At 34.6% G+C, this 16,360-nt stretch carries 16 protein-coding genes; 5 read left to right on the forward strand and 11 right to left on the reverse strand.

All coding sequences use genetic code 11. The annotated features are described in order from the left end of the window. Nucleotides 1–267: 267 nt before the first annotated feature. On the forward strand, nt 268–1,473 hold the full coding sequence (locus F7O84_RS13800; protein WP_151146308.1) for a DNA polymerase Y family protein: 1,206 nt from the start codon (nt 268–270) through the stop codon (nt 1,471–1,473). Nucleotides 1,474–1,476: 3 nt separating this feature from the next. Here the strand turns inward: F7O84_RS13800 and F7O84_RS13805 are convergent, their stop codons facing one another. Next, entirely contained in the window at nt 1,477–2,064 is a 588-nt protein-coding gene (locus F7O84_RS13805) for a helix-turn-helix domain-containing protein (RefSeq protein WP_151146311.1), read from the reverse strand. A gap of 183 nt (nt 2,065–2,247) precedes the next feature. Between F7O84_RS13805 and F7O84_RS13810 the strand changes: the two genes are divergently transcribed. The 4 genes from F7O84_RS13810 to F7O84_RS13825 all read left to right on the forward strand — a co-directional run bounded on the left by F7O84_RS13810 (nt 2,248) and on the right by F7O84_RS13825 (nt 5,203). Beyond that, on the forward strand, nt 2,248–3,399 hold the full coding sequence (locus F7O84_RS13810) for an IS91 family transposase (protein ID WP_151144754.1): 1,152 nt from the start codon (nt 2,248–2,250) through the stop codon (nt 3,397–3,399). Nucleotides 3,400–3,455: 56 nt separating this feature from the next. After that, nucleotides 3,456–3,635 carry a hypothetical protein gene (locus F7O84_RS13815; RefSeq protein WP_042679852.1) on the forward strand — a complete coding sequence of 60 codons (180 nt, stop codon included), beginning with the start codon at nt 3,456–3,458 and terminating at the stop codon, nt 3,633–3,635. A 180-nt stretch (nt 3,636–3,815) separates the two neighbouring features. Next, complete coding sequence (locus tag F7O84_RS13820; protein ID WP_151144754.1) at nt 3,816–4,967, forward strand: IS91 family transposase; 1,152 nt, start codon at nt 3,816–3,818, stop codon at nt 4,965–4,967. Between the two features lie 56 nt (nt 4,968–5,023). After that, complete coding sequence (locus F7O84_RS13825; protein ID WP_042679852.1) at nt 5,024–5,203, forward strand: hypothetical protein; 180 nt, start codon at nt 5,024–5,026, stop codon at nt 5,201–5,203. A gap of 175 nt (nt 5,204–5,378) precedes the next feature. Here the strand turns inward: F7O84_RS13825 and F7O84_RS13830 are convergent, their stop codons facing one another. From F7O84_RS13830 to F7O84_RS13875, 10 genes are all read right to left on the reverse strand, one after another. Continuing rightward, complete coding sequence (locus F7O84_RS13830) at nt 5,379–7,253, reverse strand: ATP-dependent nuclease (protein WP_151146314.1); 1,875 nt, start codon at nt 7,251–7,253, stop codon at nt 5,379–5,381. A gap of 25 nt (nt 7,254–7,278) precedes the next feature. Further along, a complete protein-coding gene (locus F7O84_RS13835; protein WP_151146317.1) occupies nt 7,279–7,950 on the reverse strand; it encodes a flavin reductase family protein in 672 nt (223 codons plus the stop codon). Nucleotides 7,951–7,967: 17 nt separating this feature from the next. Further along, nucleotides 7,968–9,617 carry a putative manganese-dependent inorganic diphosphatase gene (locus F7O84_RS13840; protein ID WP_151146319.1) on the reverse strand — a complete coding sequence of 550 codons (1,650 nt, stop codon included), beginning with the start codon at nt 9,615–9,617 and terminating at the stop codon, nt 7,968–7,970. Between the two features lie 204 nt (nt 9,618–9,821). Further along, on the reverse strand, nt 9,822–10,292 hold the full coding sequence (locus tag F7O84_RS13845) for a hypothetical protein (RefSeq protein WP_151146321.1): 471 nt from the start codon (nt 10,290–10,292) through the stop codon (nt 9,822–9,824). Between the two features lie 442 nt (nt 10,293–10,734). Beyond that, nucleotides 10,735–11,388: a GTP pyrophosphokinase gene (locus F7O84_RS13850; protein WP_151146323.1), complete on the reverse strand. Its 654-nt coding sequence runs from the start codon at nt 11,386–11,388 to the stop codon at nt 10,735–10,737. 108 nt (nt 11,389–11,496) lie between these two features. Beyond that, the gene (locus F7O84_RS13855; RefSeq protein WP_151146326.1) at nt 11,497–12,024 is read right to left on the reverse strand and encodes a cob(I)yrinic acid a,c-diamide adenosyltransferase; all 528 of its coding nucleotides are present in this window, start codon (nt 12,022–12,024) and stop codon (nt 11,497–11,499) included. A 187-nt stretch (nt 12,025–12,211) separates the two neighbouring features. Then, nucleotides 12,212–13,666, reverse strand: a complete 1,455-nt coding sequence (locus F7O84_RS13860) for an ISLre2 family transposase (protein WP_151141076.1) — start codon at nt 13,664–13,666, stop codon at nt 12,212–12,214. 130 nt (nt 13,667–13,796) lie between these two features. Continuing rightward, the gene (locus F7O84_RS13865; RefSeq protein ID WP_151146329.1) at nt 13,797–14,534 is read right to left on the reverse strand and encodes an ABC transporter permease; all 738 of its coding nucleotides are present in this window, start codon (nt 14,532–14,534) and stop codon (nt 13,797–13,799) included. Continuing rightward, nucleotides 14,535–15,284 carry an ABC transporter permease gene (locus F7O84_RS13870; RefSeq protein ID WP_151146331.1) on the reverse strand — a complete coding sequence of 250 codons (750 nt, stop codon included), beginning with the start codon at nt 15,282–15,284 and terminating at the stop codon, nt 14,535–14,537. Beyond that, complete coding sequence (locus F7O84_RS13875; RefSeq protein ID WP_151146334.1) at nt 15,284–16,195, reverse strand: ABC transporter ATP-binding protein; 912 nt, start codon at nt 16,193–16,195, stop codon at nt 15,284–15,286. The genes F7O84_RS13870 and F7O84_RS13875 overlap by 1 nt, the downstream gene beginning before the upstream one ends. Between the last annotated feature and the right edge of the window lie 165 nt (nt 16,196–16,360).

A 16,360-nucleotide genomic window follows, 5' to 3' on the forward strand; every position in this document is an offset into this window, starting at 1 on the left:
ATATCTTATTAACTAGTTGTTACATCATTACTTAATATGTTATTAAAAAATCTTATAAATTTCAAGTACAATATTTTTTAATTATGATATACTATACTACAAAACATGTATTTTATGAAGAAAAATCGATTTTTTATTTTTTACATAATTCGTCATTTTATGAACCAAATGTTACATAGAGGATCTTATGATTACAGTAGACAGAAACAGAACTGCTGATTTTTTTTAAACATTAATGATGCTTTTACTAAGGAAGGATGATTGGGATTGGAACGTATTATTTTTCATATTGACGTAAATTCTGCTTATTTAAGTTGGAGCGCGGTTTCTAATTTGCAAAAGAATCCTACGCAGATAGATTTGCGAACGATTCCCTCCATTATTGGCGGAGATCGGGAAAGTCGACACGGAATTGTACTGGCAAAGTCAATACCTGCAAAAAAATACAACATTAGAACAGGAGAGCCCGTTGCACAGGCTCTTCGTAAGTGCCCATCTTTGGTAATTGAACCTCCTAATCATCAATTATACAGTGAATATAGCAAAAAGCTAATGAATGTTTTAAGTGAGTATAGCCCTGATTTAGAGAAGTTGAGTGTCGATGAATGTTTTATGGATTTTACTTCTATCGCACATCAATATCCTTCTTATTTACATGCCGCAACCTTAATTAAAGATCGTATCTATGAAGAGTTGGGATTTAGCGTTAACATTGGAATATCTTCTAATCGATTGCTCGCTAAAATGGCTTCTGACTTTAAAAAGCCAAATCTAGTTCATACACTTTTTCCATCTGAGATAAAGGAAAAAATGTGGCCACTGCCCGTAGGGGAATTGTATATGGCAGGACAATCCAGTGTAAAAACATTTCATAATTTAGGGATTTATACCATTGGAGATCTTGCTTGTACTTCTAAAAAGCTAATAGAACTTCACTTAAAAAGCCATGGACGACTTCTATGGCAATATGCTAATGGCATCGATGATACACCCGTTATATCGGATCAAACGAAGCTAAAAGGAATTGGAAATTCCACGACGCTTTCCTTTGATGCCACCACAAAGGAAGAGAATACACATGTACTGCTAGCACTTTCAGAACAGGTATCAAAACGTCTTCGCTCATCAAAACAACTTGCGGGTATGATAAGTGTAGAAATAAAATATAATGATTTTTCAAATGTTTCTCATCAAATGCAACTAATCACACCTGCTAATACAACTGAGCATATCTATAAATACGCATGCATCCTTTTCGAAGATTTATGGAACCGTAACCCTGTCAGGCTCCTTGGCATTCGTACATCTAAGTTAACAAGCGAGGAGGAACCGATACAATTGTCTTTATTTGATACAGCAAAGAACGAAAAACACTTAAAGGCAGAACAAGCCATTGATTCTATTAAGACTCGTTTTGGTAACGATGCAATTATTCGTGGAAGCTTTCTTAAAAAAAATGATTCTTGCGAATAACTGCTATGCTCCAATATAATGATTCACTTTCGTTAATCCTGCTTTATCCCAACAAAGAACAACATAAAGACAAAGTATCTTCTCTCCATTATTACGATAACAATGCTCTTGATTAGCTGCTAATTGAATGGAATTGTTTTCTTTTACCATGTACTCTTTTCCGTTAATATTCAAAACAAGTTCTCCACTTGTTACCGTTACATACTCAAATGTATTTTCGCCACGTATTGTTTTATATTCTCCGCCTGGCTCGATTTCAATCAGATAGATTTCAAAGTTTCTTCTTTCATCATACGGAAAATAAGTGTATACACGACAATTATTTTCCACATCATATGTTTTTGTTAACTCGTCCTTTTCTACGATTTTTACCTGTTGCACAGGAGTCTGAATTAACTCTTCAAAGGACACTCTAATACCTTCTACTATTTTACCAATAATTGTAACCGTAGGATTGGATTCTCCTCTTTCAATTTGCCCAAGCATACTTTTACTAACCCCAGTCTGCTTTGCCAACATATCAAGACTCATATTTTTTGATTTTCTAATTCTTTTTAAATTTATCGCAATGTTTTTATCTAAATGGCCCATAAAATAACTCCTTTTTTATTCATAATTCTCTAATTCATCCCTCTAAGGGCTTTACAATTAGCAAGTTCTTCAAACTTTCCCATTATATAAAAAAGTGTCTTCGACACTTCAACTCCCCTCCCCCTCAATCTTGAGGGGATTTAGGGGGTTTTCTTTTTGCTACAAATCCTTCATAATAATCTTATGAGCAACATACTTCAGGATATATTTAAAGATAACTATGAAAGAATGATTTATACTTTACACCCTCGCAAGTCGGTCATTGAAAATGTTAATCGTATGATTAACTGCGGTGACCCTTCTTTTGGTGGTGCAATGTATGGTTGCGGCAAATGTGGTACCCTTAAATTTGTTCCTTTCCGTTGTCACAGTCGCTTCTGTCCTACCTGTGGAACTAAGTATTCCATTGACCGCACTACCTCTATGTCTTTTAAGATAATCAATGCTCAGCACCGTCACTGTGTTTTTACCATTGATTCTGAACTTAGACATTACTTTCTTGAAGATAGAAAACTTCTTAATCTTCTTTTTGAAGCTGTTCAAAGTGTTGTCTTTCGCTTATTTCACAAAGACAATAAAGCCGAAAAATTCACGCCTGGATTCATTCTTGTTCTCCACACTTTTGGTAGAGACTTGAAATGGAATCCTCATATTCATTGTCTTCTGTCCGAAGGTGGCATTGGTAACTCTGGTATTTGGCGTCCCAAAACTCACTTTAATTACACATTCCTTCGCAACGCCTTTCGCACAGCCCTCCTTAACTTAATGGAGAAAAAGCTTGGGCCATCTTTTATACTGGTCAAGGCTAAATGCTACCACGAACATAAAGAAGGATTCTATGTCTATGCAAAACCTAATAAGTGTAATCCTAAAGTTGTTACTAAATACATAGGCCGTTATCTTGGTCGTCCTGTTATTGCCACTTCTCGTATCGACGATTACGACGGTGAAAATGTAACTTTTCACTACAATCGTCATGAGGATGACAAACTTGTCGTTGAAACCATTCCTGTTATGGAATTCATTGAACGACTAAGCATGCACATTCCTGAAAAACACTTCAAACAAATCCGCTACTATGGTCTTTATGCAAGAACACGTGAGAGTGATAAAAAGCTATCTCTTGCCATATCAAAAGAAAAACATAAGGTTATTCTTTCATTCAATCGCTGGCGCAATTGCACTTTATCCTCTTTTGGTTATGATCCTCTCAAATGTCCATGCTGTGGCGAGACAATGCTTTTTCTTGAGCTTTATCATAAACATCAGCATATTTCTCTGGACAAAATGTATGAAAGGGCAATGGGAAGACTCCCAACTTTCTCTTCTGCATGAAATATATACATACCACCTCCGTCTGTGATAAAATATATAAAACGGAGGAAAACACTATGTCAAAATGTTCAGATGAAATCAGAAACAAGTATATACAGAATCCACCCGAAGGCATGACCGCTGATGACATCCGCCACATGAGTGAGGATGATTTGCTTGATATGGATTACTTCTTAAATGAAGACGATGCGTTTGACGAAGACTTCCCGGGAGCTGAAGGTTTCTATATCTTCTAAAACCTATCGTTTACTTGTTGTGCCCGCCTCCATGCGGGCCCTTTTCATATCAAGAGTTCTCCGAAGGAGAACTTTCCTATAAAGTAAAAAAGTGTCTTCGACACTTCAACTCCCCTCCCCCTCAATCTTGAGGGGATTTAGGGGGTTTTCTTTTTGCTACAAATCCTTCATAATAATCTTATGAGCAACATACTTCAGGATATATTTAAAGATAACTATGAAAGAATGATTTATACTTTACACCCTCGCAAGTCGGTCATTGAAAATGTTAATCGTATGATTAACTGCGGTGACCCTTCTTTTGGTGGTGCAATGTATGGTTGCGGCAAATGTGGTACCCTTAAATTTGTTCCTTTCCGTTGTCACAGTCGCTTCTGTCCTACCTGTGGAACTAAGTATTCCATTGACCGCACTACCTCTATGTCTTTTAAGATAATCAATGCTCAGCACCGTCACTGTGTTTTTACCATTGATTCTGAACTTAGACATTACTTTCTTGAAGATAGAAAACTTCTTAATCTTCTTTTTGAAGCTGTTCAAAGTGTTGTCTTTCGCTTATTTCACAAAGACAATAAAGCCGAAAAATTCACGCCTGGATTCATTCTTGTTCTCCACACTTTTGGTAGAGACTTGAAATGGAATCCTCATATTCATTGTCTTCTGTCCGAAGGTGGCATTGGTAACTCTGGTATTTGGCGTCCCAAAACTCACTTTAATTACACATTCCTTCGCAACGCCTTTCGCACAGCCCTCCTTAACTTAATGGAGAAAAAGCTTGGGCCATCTTTTATACTGGTCAAGGCTAAATGCTACCACGAACATAAAGAAGGATTCTATGTCTATGCAAAACCTAATAAGTGTAATCCTAAAGTTGTTACTAAATACATAGGCCGTTATCTTGGTCGTCCTGTTATTGCCACTTCTCGTATCGACGATTACGACGGTGAAAATGTAACTTTTCACTACAATCGTCATGAGGATGACAAACTTGTCGTTGAAACCATTCCTGTTATGGAATTCATTGAACGACTAAGCATGCACATTCCTGAAAAACACTTCAAACAAATCCGCTACTATGGTCTTTATGCAAGAACACGTGAGAGTGATAAAAAGCTATCTCTTGCCATATCAAAAGAAAAACATAAGGTTATTCTTTCATTCAATCGCTGGCGCAATTGCACTTTATCCTCTTTTGGTTATGATCCTCTCAAATGTCCATGCTGTGGCGAGACAATGCTTTTTCTTGAGCTTTATCATAAACATCAGCATATTTCTCTGGACAAAATGTATGAAAGGGCAATGGGAAGACTCCCAACTTTCTCTTCTGCATGAAATATATACATACCACCTCCGTCTGTGATAAAATATATAAAACGGAGGAAAACACTATGTCAAAATGTTCAGATGAAATCAGAAACAAGTATATACAGAATCCACCCGAAGGCATGACCGCTGATGACATCCGCCACATGAGTGAGGATGATTTGCTTGATATGGATTACTTCTTAAATGAAGACGATGCGTTTGACGAAGACTTCCCGGGAGCTGAAGGTTTCTATATCTTCTAAAACCTATCGTTTACTTGTTGTGCCCGCCTCCATGCGGGCCCTTTTCATATCAAGAGTTCTCCGAAGGAGAACTTTCCTATAAAGCAAAAAAGCACCAAGCCGCAAAAGGCTTGATGCTACATCTTCGTCGCATACAATTAATATTTTTATTTATATGATATATATTTTTTTATTATTAGTCAAGCGTTTCTTTTTTTCTACTTTCAAAGTAAACAAAACGATCAATCGCATCTAGTATATTGGAAAAATTCTCCTTGGGTGCTACATCAATGTATTTTTTTAGTATTTGTGTTTGGGCATCACCTTTATATTTTCCGTAGAATATATCAAACAAATTGTGTCCTCTGACATAGATTCGAAGAAACTCCATATTTTTCTTTAAATCCTCTTTACTTTTGATTCTTGTGCCCGTAATTTTAATCATACGTTTCATACTTGGAAGCTTATACAAATAGGACCTATATTTATCATATAAAATATTATAGAACTCTTCTTCACTTTTTATGACTCCAATTTTGCACATTACAGAAGGGTCTAAAAAGTAATTTTCAAAAGAATAATATTTTAAAACTAATACATTTCTAGGTTCTACTTTTGGCACATTACCTACATCTTGTTTTGCTCTCTCACTATAATAACTGCAAAGCTGTCTTACTAGGTGTTTTGGATTTTTACCATCGCTGTCTCGAATCATTAGAAATTGATCCTTTAAATATAACTTATTAATATACTTTAGATTTGCATAAGTTTTTATATTCGTACAGCTATTCGTAGGTATGATAGAAATACGTTTTAGCATTCCTTTTTCATCATAAATTTCTGAATAGTATTTCTCTAAAAGCATAGGAAGGCGGTTACCATCTTGTTTTCCCTCTACAATAAAAACAAAGCTTACATTCATTAAATCATTTGCCGTATATCCCAAATCATCTAAGATAATATCAATATCTACGTCCTCTTTGATTGTTGTGTTATAATCTTCATCTGCTATCACCTGCTTAATTTGTCTGGTCGAAAAATTAAACAGCATATTTGGAGAATGCGTTGAAAAGATAACTTGATTCTTCTTTGATAAACGAAATAAAATCTCACTTGCTACTTTTTGTAGCTGAGGATGAAGATATATTTCAGGTTCTTCAATGAGAATTATGCTGTTTACACTGTTATCTCTTTCAATATAAGCTTCTAGCATTGAAAAGATATAGATACTTCTTGTACCAGCTCCTAGATTATCAATGGTGCCAATGGTACCTCTTTCCTTATTATCAATCAATGTATCCATCGATAAAAGCCTGTCAAAATCAAAGTTCATAACATATTTGATATTTTGTGCTTCCCCATTATTTTTATGAAAGTAATAATTAATTCTACTTTCAAACTCTTCTATATTCGTTGTAAAAAGTTTATATTCCAAAAGCCTTGCTGTCTCTGTGATTGTAAGTTCATCTGTCTTTTTCTTTTGCATCATACCCACACATTCAAAGCATCTTGAACATGGCTTCTTTCCATCAAACATACATTTATCATAACGTAAGCTCTCAAGTGCTTTATTTCCCTGAAAGCTAAAAATATCTGCCTGAATATTGGATAAATCTCTTCTACTATTTAGATAATGAATCTTTGGAAGTACTTCTAAAATATATTTGTTATCTTTTTTGAAACCATCAAAATATCTTCTTTTTCCATCCCGATTAATAATACAGGTGAACTTTATTAACCCTTCTTCTTTCGAATAGCTTGGAAGCTTTGACATAAAGTCCTTTTCCCATATATCATAGCGTTTGTATCTGCTTACTGCACCTTTTTCATTTAGATGAGTCAAGTCATCCTCATCCAAACTTAATGTTACAGCTATTTCAATATTTTGGTTTTTTGAAAAAAAATGTCTCTCTTTTATCTCATAACTATCAAAAAGTGCTAAAAGTGCATCTAATACAACTGTCTTTCCAGTATTATTTTTTCCAACCAAAATCATGGCATTGTCAATTTCACTGATAGTCAGTTTTTTTATTGATTTGAAATTTTCAATTGATATTGCGGCTATTTTCATCGTCTACCTCTGTCTGATTATCAAGTTATTTTTTAACACTATCTTTTTTGGTATCCGTACGAATCCATTTTAGTTCTTTTTTTGGCAAATTAACTTTATTTTGACTGCTTTTATTTTTCGTTTTCGTTGTTGTTTTCTTTCTCACAGAGTACCCAAAAGTTCCAAGCTGTTCTTTTAGATTAAAATATTCTCCATGCGAATATACCATCAAATCTGCAGAATTCAAGCGAAACTTTCCGCTTTTATCCATATATCTCTCATCAATGTCAACTGCAAGTACCTGCGCTAAAAACATGTGATGCGTACCCAATTCTTTTATCTCTACCACTTTACATTCTATGCTAACAGGGCTTTCTTTGATAATCGGAGCATACATTAATTTTTCTGCTTTTTGTTTGGTAAGCTTCATTTCTTTAAATTTATCTACATCTCGTCCAGAACGTACTCCACAATAATCCGTTGCATAGACTAAGTCTTTTGTTGTCAGATTCACTACAAATTCGCCTGTTTCCTTTATCATTTGATAGGAATGTCTTTCCGGGCGTAGCGAGATATAGAGCATGGCAGGATTGGTACACACTGTGCCTGTCCATGCAATGGTAACAATATTTGCATTACCTTCTTTGTCACCGCAGCTTACCATAACTGCTGGCAGTGGATATAACATATTTCCAGGTTTCCATACTTGCTTTGACATCATTTACCACCTTATCATTATTGTTGTATTGCACTCATAAAAGCAGGTATTAATTGCTTCTTTCTTGATACTACATTCTTAAGAATATAGGAATCACTATCTGATTTTACATCAAATGCACTTTCAACCACGGATTTGGCATCTTTTCCCTGACAAATTACTTCGGTTGATTCCGCTATGATATTCGTCAACATGAAAAACAACATATCAATACCATGTTCTTGATAAGCCTTGTCCAAATACGGAATTAACTTACCCTTTATCTCTTCTAATTCATCTGCATTCATGGAATTAATTTGTCCCACACCAAAAGAGATTCCACTTACACTGAATTTCTTAAAATCTTGATAAAATATTTCTTCTGGTGATTTGTTTTTCAAATTGCTTCCTGCATGAAACATCTCGTGTGCAAATTCTTCTACGTCTATTCCTGCAATCTTTGCAAGCTCTTCTGCTGCCGCTTTATCAAAAGCCGTACAGGTAGGAGAACGATACATAAGAGTATCTGAAATAATAGCTGCACAAAGCAAACCAGCTATATGTGGCTCAATCTCTACTTTATTTTCAAGATACATTTTATAAATAATGGTTGCCGTACATCCTACTGGCTCATTTCTAAAAAATACTGGTGAAATAGTCTCTAAAGAACCAAGTCTATGATGGTCAATGATTTCTAAAATTTCTGCTTCTTCCACCTGGTCAACTGCTTGTGATGCCTCATTATGATCCACAAGAATTAGTTGCTTTCTAGTCATATTAAGGAGATTACGTCTTGAAATCATTCCAACATAAAAGCCTTTTTTATTAATAATTGGAAAATCTCTGTGTCTTTTTTTCGCCATGACTTCTTTTGCAACTTCAGTGAAATCCTCTGTTTTAAATGTAATCAACTTATCCTTTCTCATGAAGTATTTAATCGGCATACTTTGGTTGATTAATCGTGCAACTGTGTAAGTGTCATGAGGAGTACTAATTACAACACAATCTCTTTCTTCGGCTAATTTTTTAATGGTCATCGATATTTTTGCACCTTCACACACAATGATACAGCTAGCATTCATTTCTATGGCACATAGCTGGGATTCATAGCGATTTCCAAGAATCACCAAATCATCTGGTTCGATAAAATTCTCCATTAAATCAGGGTTAGCTGCTGCAATGAGCACTTTACCCTTTACAAAATACCCATGTTCATTTCCAACCACCATAGTTCCTTCCAAAGTCTCTATGATATTTTTATATTGTGTTCTCGCCGCTGATAAAATGGCACTATCAAATACCTCCATGTAAGAGGTTGTAATATCTCCGATTGTAATGAGTCCTTCTAGGCGATTCTCTTTATCTGTGATTGGAAGTGTAACAACATTTTCATCCTTCATTAACTGCCAAGCTTTTTTCAAAGAAATACTGCTACTAACTCCCTTTGTCTCCCTAATCTCTATATCTTTGATTTGTGTTCCTACATCAGACATATAAACAGGAGCTTCTACTCCAAACCGTTTTAACACGTACTGTGTTTCTTCATTTATCTGGCCAGCTCTCCTCGCACAATGTTCCTTCGAAGAAATTTTATTCTTTAACGCTGTATAAGCGATTGCAGAACAAATCGAATCCGTATCTGGATTCTTATGACCAATGATGTAAATTTTGTTACTTGTTTTTCCCATTTTTGTAATTCCTTTCAAACTTTGCCAAATTTATTTCTTATGTTATAACCTAGCCAAAGCTAGAGTATAACTTATTTACTTTTTATAACTGCCATAATTCACATTTTATATCCTAAATGTAATAAAATCTATATCATAGACTTTTCTAAGTCTTATTATTTCTTACTTTTTCACATATTCATGCCATTGCTTCAATATCAAACTTTAGATGACTCCTAAAATATTGGTTATAAGTAGCGCAGTGATTAATACCAAAAACCAAACAATTAATTTATTGATGCGACCTAACGCTCTCATTTTCCTTTCTTGGTTTTCATCATACTCTTCTAAGAGGCCTTTTATACTTTTGTATAATTTGGCATTTTCCTTACTTGATTCTTCTGCCAATTGATTCTTTAGCAAGGTCAGCTCATCGAAAAATTCCTGTCTAATATCCTTAAGCTCTTTTTTTAACTCTTCCATTTCCTTTTGATCTATATTCTGTTCATTTGCTTTTACTTCAATTCCTTTTATTTTTGTTATACTTGCTTCTACCAGAGAATTAATTCTTTTAACCAGTTCTACATTTTCGCTTGTTTGTTTTCTCATTTCTCGTAAGCATTGCATTGTCGTTTCTGCAATACTCTTGTCCAAATTTGTATCACGATTACTAATCATATCCATTAACCCAGCCATTTCAAATCCTCCTTTTTCCTTGTCTCCTTTCATTCTAACTATTTTTTTGCTATATTTCCACTGTTTTTTGCATATTCTTTGTTTTGTGCTACTTTTCTTCCGATGACATTTTTCATGTTTTTAACAGCTAAGTTTACATGTGTAAATCATATCTATTGTGCATTTTTATACATTTCCACTTCTAATACACATTTATTTTGTATATCTTTTACAATATATTAATATAGTGTTCATATTTTGTTCATAAGTGATTGCTATACTAATATCAAGTTAAAGATGCGTTACATCTTAACAAAAAAGTAATCTACGTAATGTTTTCATTACACATTATAGATAAATTTTTTCATAATAGCCTCGGTCTTGTCGCCGGGGCACTCCTCATTTATAGGTTTGTAATACATACTAAGTTTTTATATTTCATATACAAAAAAGACAGTTGCACTTAACTGTCTTTTTTCGTGTTGTTTTTTTCTGATTGCTTAATTGCTTCATTTAGCGATAGCATTTTTGCATCTAACATCGAGATCATATCTGCGCATTCTTTTAATTCATTTTGTATATTTTCTGGAGCATTTCCTTCGAATTTATAATAAATCTTATGTTCTAAGCTAGCCCAAAAATCCATTGCTATGGTTCTAATCTGAATCTCTACTTTTGTATCAATCACCTTATCCGACATAAAAATAGGCACGGAAACAACCAAATGATAGCTCTTATAACCACTGTCTTTTGGATTCTTAATATAATCTTTTACCATCAAAACCTTTAAATCACTGTGTTTTGTTATAATCTCTGCAATACGGTATATATCAGAGGTAAAAGAACAGGTGATTCTTACCCCGGCAATATCATTGATACATTTAACCATATTATCAATTGTGGATTCATATCCTTCACGCTTTAATTTCTTTACAATGCTTTCTGGAGTCTTAATCCTTGACTTTACGTGTTCAATTGGATTGTATTGATGTACATGTTGAAATTCATCATTTAATATGTCAATTTTAGTCGTAATTTCCTTTAGTGCTGATTTATATAAAAACATAATGGTTTTCCATGAATCAATATCATCACAGAGTACTTCGGTATAATCCATATCATCACATCCCTCTTCGCTTAGTGCGGCAGTCTACCATCTTAGATTATACCATATTTATCGGTATTTGTGCTTTTTTGACAATTAATTCACACTTTTTTAACTTTTCTACTTTTCAATTCCATACCTTGCTGGTAATCCCTGATCGTATGGGTGCTTTATTTTTTTTATCTCAGATACGTAATCAGCCACTGCTAGCAAGTCAGTACTTGGTGCGTTCCCCGTCAACACAACCTCCAAAGATTCTGGTTTACCTTTAAGATAGTTTAACACGATTTCTTCATCTAAAAGCCCTGCTCTTATGGTATATATAATCTCATCCATTAAAAGAAGGTCATACCCTTCTTCTTCGGCTTTTTTTGTAATCTCTTCAAAACGTTTTGTATAAAATTCTTTCCGTTCTTGTTTCTCTTTTTCTGCCATCTGGAAACTAAACTTTTCTTTTTGTAAGCCGTCTATAATGGTTATATTAGGAATTACCTCCAAGACATTTCGTTCACTGGTTGTATTATCCTTCATAAATTGATATATTAAAACCTTCATTCCATAACCCGCCGCTCTTACTGCAAGCCCCATTGCTGAAGTGGTTTTTCCTTTTCCATCCCCACAGTATATGTGTATAAGTCCCTTTTTCATCTCATCTTCACTTCTTTCTTACTTATATTGAGTTTCTTTGTTTGATTATATCATCAACAATTATCTCCTACAACTATAGAATCAAGATGGATAGTGTAAATTTACAGTAGGATTTTAATAGACAGACTTGCCCCTGATGTGTTTCCGATTTTTTGACTGTCCTTATTTTATTCTATTTTTCTCTTCTTTACAATCCCCAAATATGATTCTTTAATGCTGCGATTTTCTTTATCTGTGTATAAGGAATACTATAAACGGGTATATCTGCAAGGTTTCCCAGTCGTTTTCGATTTGCACGTTCCATCTGAAACATTTGATTACTGTTGTATATTACCTCTTCACAACCCACTGCCTGCGCAAACTCTTGCTTTTGATATCTCACTAATTCCAATATGTCTGCTTTATTGCTTTTATAAATCCTTAATCTTGACATTTTATCAGCACCAGTTTTGCTCCAGCCCAATGGCCTCGAACTCATCCTATCTGCTAATATATGACTGATATGACCTTCCGCGCTGCATTCTACTTCCTTGTTTTTATCTCTTACCCACTGCATGATTCCAGACCAGTTTCCTAGAATATATTCTCTGGCTGCCATGACTGTCTTTTGTTTTGAGCCTTTTTCTGTAACATTTAAAATCTTTTCAAAGGTTTTTTCTGCAAGCCATTTCTTTTCTCCATAGATTGCTTTATAGATTTCTCTTCGTGCATCCTCTACAGAATCTAAAAGATGAGAAGTTGCTCCTATGATATATTTATGCATATGAAAACGATCAAGGACAAACTTTGCTTTATGAATCAGTTTCTGACCACTTTTAATCCAAGCAGCTCCATCTCCATTAATATAGATTTTTTCCAGATATTCTATATCATACGAGTTTTCGATATATTCATACACTTCACCCCAAAGCCTTGTGATTTCAGCACTTCCTTCATAGATTCCTCCAAAATGAGCCTTTCCTATTAATTCATTTCGACCATTATCGTTTGTAATACCTTCATAAACATAAACAAGCCTTGGCATAATTGTATTACTTCTTGGTTTCTTTATATCTCCTTTTTTATCAAGATACTGCAAGGATACGTGGTCTTCGTCAGCATCAATATATAAATATTTCACTTGTTTTTTCTCTTGTAGTGGCTTTATTTTTGGAAATTCAAGGGAATGTATTTTGTTCATAACAGTTTCTTTGCTGACTTGCGTTTCACTAATGGATACTCTCTCTCCACCTTTTCGATAGCTGCTGTCTACAGCCTCATTGAGCATTTGGGCAACTGCATCTTCTGTTAATCTGGTATGGGGATCCAGCTGCATCACTTTATCCAATAGATAGGCATACGTTTTCTCCTTGGGATGATAAAACAACGTCTTGTGGTAAGTTACTTCTCCAAGAGAAGTAACTAGTGATGTTTGATCTCTTTTCACAATCTGCCAGCCTCGACGAATGTGTTTATTTCTCCTAAGCATTTCATCATAGGATTCCCATTCTTCAGCAATCATTGATAGACCAAGATCAACAACACTTTTTGTAACGCCCTGAACCATTTCCGCTATCTTTTTCATATCTGTTGAATAATCTACAAATATATTTTCTAACTTTTTTACCCCTTCTGACTGAAACTGTTGTATACTTTTAATCATAGAAAGCACCTCTTTCTGAATTAGATTTTTGTTTGGTCACTTAAATCCTAACACAGAATCGTGCTTTCTTTTTATATCTATTTCATTTTCCTACAAAAACTTTACACTAGCATCAAGATGAGCTTTTTACCTACCCAGCAAACACATCTTTTCTTTTCATCCAAACATAGGCAAATACAACACATATTCCTACATAAATCATACTATTTTGAAAGTACATTGGTATACTACACTGGATTGGCCCTCCTGGAGCATTTGCTCTCATACCTAGTCCAAGAAGAGCATATGGATACATAACTCCATAACCTGCTGAAAACGCGGGTATGCTTCCTATTCCCCCAATCAAAGCAATTCCAACAGGGAGTGCAAAGCTTCGAATGACCAAAGAAATACAAAGTTGTATTGCACATATGACGGTTCCGCCAAGGACTCCATACAGTAACCATTCAATTAGCTCTTTTGGAATGGATTCTGTTAGACCGCAAAGCTTTCCAGACAAAATAAACAATATACCAATCCATATCTGCGTCAACACTACCATTGAGGAAACAATGATTAACTTCGATAGATAACTGTATATTGGGGGAACTGGTAGCGTCATAACACGATACCAGTTATGGTTTACATGCTCTAAGCGATACAAATAAGAACAATAAACTCCGACGGTAACAGGCAAAAAGAAATAACAACTAAATAATGTGTGCTGTGTCCAAAGACTATACCATCCGTCTGTCAAAATATCTTTGTTTTGCAAATAGTTAAAGGTTCCCATAATAGCTGGAATAATTGGAAGCAAAATAAACGCAATCCATACCAAGCTATGTCTCAATTTTATTTTTTCTGCTTTAATTGTCTTTATGAATAACATTTATATTTCCCTCCTTTTTATTAAGACCAGGCTTAATGCATAGACTGCGACAAATACAAAAATAACCACGAAAAAGCCAATCCAGTCTGGAGAAGTATAATAATAATTGGTAACACGGGTTTTCTCATTCCAATCCATTCCTACAAGTAAAAGTACTCCATAATAACTCCATATCAAAAATCGTTTGATTCCTTCTGGAAAAAACAAAGAAAATAGTCCCATAAAAGAACCTAATAAGCCAATTGTAATTGGTATCATTTGATTCTTAAAATGTAGGGAAAGCAGTTGTTGTATCAGCAAAATCGTTACATTGATTAAAACTGTAAAGACAAAATAATACAACATCTTATCCATTGGGATACTTCCCACAAACCCTTTTATAGAACCTATGGTTACAATGATAAAAACCTGCAAAATAGTTGCCAAGGTCATAAAAAGGGCTCCACATAAAAACTTCGTAAAAAATAATTTTTGCTCTGGTATTACTGTATATAAAAGTTTTAACATTTCTCCTTTATGCTCAACATCGCAAAGTCTAGACGCTACCACAGCCGCTGTGATTGGCATCATGATTGTATTAAGGACAGGAAACTGATAAAGACAAAACATCCAGCCTTGCACCAAATCATTTGCATCCATTTTTCTAACAGCCCATAGTTGCCATAAGCCCTGTACGATAATGATGGAGAATACGATAAGCCATATTTTCTTATAACGAATTTTTAGAAATTCTATTCTAAGAGCTCTCATTATAAACTCACCGCCGTTCCTGTAATCTCTAAGAAAATATCCTCTAGATTCTTGCTTCTTTCTTCAATTCGTATGATTTTGGCACCTTTTTCAAGCAATGTTTTAATCTGCTCAAACAGTGCTTGGTCTGCTATCTTAGGAAGAAGAAGATAGTCTTCTTGTACTTGAAAGGATACTCCTTGTTCTTGTAGCATTTTGGCAACCATTTGGTTGTTTAATGTACGTATAGCAATTTTTTGGGTGCTTTGTTTATGAAGCACAGATAGGCTATCTTGGAAAACAAGCTCTCCTTTGCTAATAATACCAATGTGGTCTGCCATTTGGTCAATCTCACTTAATAAGTGGCTTGAAACCATAACAGTCATTCCATATTCTTCTGGCAAAGAGCGTATTAATTCTCTTATTTCCTGAATACCTGCTGGATCGAGTCCATTTGTAGGTTCATCTAAGACTAAGAGTTTGGGATTACCAAGTAAAGCACCTGCAAGTCCTAGCCTTTGTTTCATACCGAGAGAATACTGAGATACTTTTTTATTTTTTTGATTTTCCAAACGAACAATTTTTAATACCCTGTCTATCTCTTTATCTGGTAACCCTTTTAACATGCTAATAATCTTTAAATTTTCAGCTCCACTTAAATGCCCATAATAGCTTGGTGACTCAATCAAAGCGCCAACATGTTTTAATATTGGTATTCGATTTTTTGCATTTACCTCCTTGCCAAATACTTGAATGCTACCTTTGGTTGGCTTAGCAAGTCCAAGTATCATTTTCATAGTTGTGGACTTTCCAGCACCATTTGGGCCAAGAAAACCATATACTACTTGTTTTGGAATACGAAGATCTAAATCCTTTACTCGCAAAGCAGTCCCATACTGTTTGCAAAGGGAATTGGTTGTTATAATATTCATAGTGTTGCTCCTTTCTAATAAGCTATCTTTATCTTAACAGCGCCTCCTTACACCTACCTGTATGCAACCTTACATTTACCTTAAAACATAGAACTTAAATATCATTTTTTTATTTTTTAGGATATAATAGGGTAAAATATAGATAAAAAAACAATAGTAAAAGAA

The sequence above is a fragment of the Candidatus Galacturonatibacter soehngenii genome (assembly GCF_008830185.1).
GTDB classification, from domain to species: Bacteria; Bacillota; Clostridia; order Lachnospirales; family Lachnospiraceae; genus Lachnotalea; species Lachnotalea soehngenii.